4 protein-coding genes are annotated in these 2,685 nt (G+C 48.3%); 1 reads left to right on the top strand and 3 read right to left on the bottom strand.

Annotation, left to right across the window (positions count from 1 at the left end):
• The coding region (locus IM479_RS08835; RefSeq protein WP_287687495.1) for a helix-turn-helix domain-containing protein at window positions 1-131 on the bottom strand (131 nt) is incomplete at its 3' end.
• Between the two features lie 184 nt (window positions 132-315).
• Here IM479_RS08835 and IM479_RS08830 point away from each other — a divergent pair.
• Window positions 316-669, top strand: a complete 354-nt coding sequence (locus IM479_RS08830) for a hypothetical protein (protein WP_287077949.1) — start codon at window positions 316-318, stop codon at window positions 667-669.
• Window positions 670-715: 46 nt separating this feature from the next.
• Here the strand turns inward: IM479_RS08830 and IM479_RS08825 are convergent, their stop codons facing one another.
• Both IM479_RS08825 and IM479_RS08820 read right to left on the bottom strand, forming a co-directional pair.
• Window positions 716-1,486, bottom strand: a complete 771-nt coding sequence (locus IM479_RS08825) for an ABC transporter permease (RefSeq protein WP_287687492.1) — start codon at window positions 1,484-1,486, stop codon at window positions 716-718.
• Between the two features lie 12 nt (window positions 1,487-1,498).
• Window positions 1,499-2,629: an ABC transporter substrate-binding protein gene (locus IM479_RS08820; protein WP_287687494.1), complete on the bottom strand. Its 1,131-nt coding sequence runs from the start codon at window positions 2,627-2,629 to the stop codon at window positions 1,499-1,501.
• Between the last annotated feature and the right edge of the window lie 56 nt (window positions 2,630-2,685).

Below are 2,685 nucleotides of genomic sequence, written 5' to 3'. Positions count from 1 at the left end.
CTTTCGTACCATGCTTGTGTTCTGACATGGAGAGCTTTATTGTAAACTAATCTTACACAGCCCAAAGTGCGCCGCAATAGCGACTCTTGTTCTGGTGTGGGGTAAAATCGAAACCAATAGGCTTTTTCCATGTCTCGCATTTTAGCATATATAGCGTTTCCTGTTAACAAGAGGTACATTCTCAATCCTGAAAAACTTAATCAGCAAAGGTTAAAGTGTGCCACACAGATGTGAGAAACGCTATATTTCGTAAATGTGCTAATATTTAACAGTAAAGCCGTCGTTCTACGACGGGGTTTCAGTCCCAAATTTTCGATGATAGATTTTAATACTCTCGCTGAATTTTCCCGCAACTATTGCATCTCGATTTGTGCCTTTTTAGTACCCGCTAACTTAGTAACCACCGTTTTAACAGTTCTTTTTCTCTATTTCGGTCGTCCTACCCGTCAAATCTTCCCCATTGCTTCCCTAGCTTTGTTGTTCGCTGTCACCATGTTTCTCCACGTCGCCACTTGGTTAATGATTGGTGTGGTTATGGCCCCCACTTTTATCCTCTTTGGACTGGGTTTAACCTGTTTTGTGATCAATCTTCAAGCCATTAGCGATCGCCAAAGCTTGGAACAGTTATTACACACCGGGGTTAGTCGTCTGGCCCGCTCTTTCAACTAAAAAAAGCGCCGAGACTTCCCCCTTCCCACATAGTTGAACCAATAGGCTAATCTTGATGCGTCCAAGAGCGATGAGCCAGACGCAACCCCCAATCGAGCAGATAACCAATCGCGCCAATAACGAGAATCACTGCCATCAACTCTGAATAAGCAAGTCGATCGCGTGTATCGAGAATATAATAACCCAAACCCGCACTAACCCCCAGCATTTCCGCCGGGACAAGAACGATCCAGATAATACCTATAGCCAAACGGAAACCAGTTAGGAGATGGGAAATGATCGCAGGCAGAATAATCTGGAAAACCGTTTCCCCTCGGGTAGCACAGAGACTGCGGGCTAAAGTCAACCAAGAGCGATCAACCGCGTTAACCCCGGCAGCCGTATTGAGAAGGATCGGCCAGATAGCCGCCACCGTCAGCAAAAAATACACAGGTAGATCACCAATTCCCAAAACCATCACCGCTAAAGGCATCCAAGAAAGGGGCGAGATCATGCGGAGAAATTGAAATACGGCCGACAAAGCCGATTCAAGGGAGCGATACAACCCGATTAATACCCCCAAGGGCAAACCGATGGCACTAGCGAGAGCCAAGCCCACAAGAACCCGGCGGCAACTGGTGAGGATATGGGGCATAATCTCCCCCCGAACAAAAAGATGTAATAAAGCGACAAAAGATCGCTCAGGGGAAAAATCATTTAAAATCGGGTTTGAGTGCCATAGAGGACTGGTAAATAGCCACCAGAGCAATAATCCAAAACCCATACCCCATAAGGGTAGTAAAGATATTGGCGGGGAGGTCAAAGATTGTGACTTCATGGGTTCAGACCTTTAAAATTTGATCGTCTCGATGCGGGAGAGATTATTCGGTAAGCCGAAAGCTTTCGGTCCGCCCACCTGTTGCAAGGCATTACGGACAAAAGAGTCATCCACGAGATCCCGCGCCACCTGTCGGGGTTGCAGTTTTTGGAGAAAATCCGTATTTCCTTCTACCTGAGTGGTTTTTAGTAAGCGTACCAGTTCCGACCTATAGGAAGGGAAAGGATAGGGCTGGAAATCAATCCGGTTGACTTGCCAGTCTGGATTCTGGATCGCCCCGTCTTTTTTATAGAAATTGCGATCGTAGTAAGTAAGCGCCCGTTGCAATACTGGCAGCGGGTGAGGCGTATATTTTCCACCATCTTTAGAGAGAATCCGGGCCACTTCGGAGCGATTGCCCCGTGACCAGAGTTGGGCTTTAACGAGGGCGTTTACCACCTTCTGCGTCCATTGTTTCCGTTGCCTAATATCCTCCTCGTGAACAAAGACGACGCAACAGGCGTGATTCTTCCAGACATCGCCGGTGAAACGGAGAACCCTACCGGTTTTTAGATTTTCCGCCGCCGCGTTGAAAGGTTCAGCAACAATATAACCACCGATGCTCTTATTGGCGAGGGCTGATACCATATCCGGGGGCGGGAGAACCACTAGATTAACCTCGTTAGGAGCTATCGGCGCGTCCTTGGCTTTGCGAACTATTTTCAGCCCGTTACGTTGTAAGAGTTGTTGCAAGACCAAATTATGAATCGAATACCAGAAAGGAACCGCGATCGTTTTACCTCCCAATTCCCTGGGATTTTCAATATCGGGAAGGACGGTGAGGGCTGAGCCGTTGGTATGGTTCCAAGCGACGATTTTAGCGGGGAAATTGCGCCCGTAACGAATCCAGATCGAGGTGGGAAAAAGAACGTGAATAACGTTCACCTGCCGAGCGAGAAAGGCTTCAACAATCTGCGCCCAAGAGCGGAATAGGCGCGGTTGTTCTGCCGTTAAACCTTCCGCTTGATAAAGTTTTCGCGAGTGGGCCACCAATAGGGGGGCGGCATCCGTAATCGGTAGTTGACATCCTCGCCGCCGTAAAACGGACGGCGATTCCTCACCACGCCACTTTTTTAGGGTGGTCGCTGAACGGGGTTGACGCAGATAGCGAAAAACGCTTAATTGCTTAAGTCTGACACTTTCGACCCGTCCATTTTGAG

The sequence above is a fragment of the Microcystis sp. M165S2 genome (assembly GCF_020245885.1).
Taxonomy (GTDB): domain Bacteria; phylum Cyanobacteriota; class Cyanobacteriia; order Cyanobacteriales; family Microcystaceae; genus Microcystis.
The sequence above is the reverse complement of the archived record's forward strand: the minus strand, read 5'-3'. Positions and strand labels throughout refer to the sequence as shown.

Coding starts and splice junctions, on each gene's coding strand:
- IM479_RS08830 (WP_287077949.1), top strand. CDS start 316: ATGATAGATTTTAATACTCTCGCTGAATTTTCCCGCAACTATTGCATC.
- IM479_RS08825 (WP_287687492.1), bottom strand. CDS start 1,486: ATGAAGTCACAATCTTTGACCTCCCCGCCAATATCTTTACTACCCTTA.